Below are 1,054 nucleotides of genomic sequence, written 5' to 3' on the forward strand. Positions count from 1 at the left end.
GTACGGGATGGTCGCCTTGATGCCTTCCGGGAGCTGCGGCACGATCTCGTTGTCCCAGAGCGTGCGCACGTTCTTGATGACATCGAGGGAGTTCGCATCCGGCGACACGAAGATGCCCATGAACGTGGCCGCTTCACCGTTGATGCGGACCGACGTGCCGTAGCTTTCCGAGCCCAGTTGCACGTCGGCCACATCGCCGAGCCGCACGATGGCGCCGTTCTGTTCGCGGATGATCAGCTGGCGGAATTCCTCGGCGCTGCGCAGGTCGGTGCGCGCGGTCATGTCGATCGCCACCATCTGGCCCTTGGTCGAGCCCACCGCCGCCAACACGTTGTTGGACGACAGCGCGGTGGACACGTCGCTGGCCGTGACCTGCAGGGCGGTCATCCGGTCCGGCTTCAGCCACACGCGCATCGCGAAGGTGCCGGCGCCGAGGATGTCGGCCCGCTGCACGCCGGCGACGGTGACCAGTTTGGGCTGGACGACGCGGGTGAGGTAGTCGGTGATCTGGTTGTTGTCCAGCGTCTCGCTGGCGAAGGACACGTACATCGCCGCGATCTGCTGGCCCTGCTGCAGGTCGATCACCGGGTCTTCCGACTCCGGCGGCAGCTGCCCGCGCATCTTGTTGACCTTGGCAGCGATCTGGGTGAGCGCCTCGTTCGGGTCCTGTTCCAGCTTGATGTACGCCTGGATCACGCTGACGCCGGCCGAGCTGGTGGAGCTCAGGTACTCGATGCCTTCCGCACTGGCGACCTCACGCTCCAGCGGCGTGGTGATGAAGCCCTGGATGAGATCGGCGTCCGCGCCGTAGTACGTGGTGCTGATGTTGACCACGGCGTTGCGCAACTCGGGATACTGGCGCACGTTCAATTCGGTGAACGAGCGCAGGCCGAACAACAGGATGAACAGGCTGACGACGATGGCCAGCACCGGTTTGTTGATGAAGATGTCGGTGAATTTCATGCCGGCGCTCCGTCAACGGTTTTCGGGCTTGGGCTGGGCCTCGGTCACCGGCTGCACCTTGTTGTTCACCGTTACCTCGGCGTCGTTGCGC

At 64.4% G+C, this 1,054-nt stretch carries 1 protein-coding gene; it reads right to left on the minus strand.

Features of this window, described 5'->3' with window-relative positions:
* The coding region (locus AC04L7_RS19470; RefSeq protein WP_475513812.1) for an efflux RND transporter permease subunit at positions 1-963 on the minus strand (963 nt) is incomplete at its 3' end.
* Positions 964-1,054 lie beyond the last annotated feature (91 nt).

Source organism: Pseudoxanthomonas sp. LjRoot204_2 (assembly GCF_056175765.1).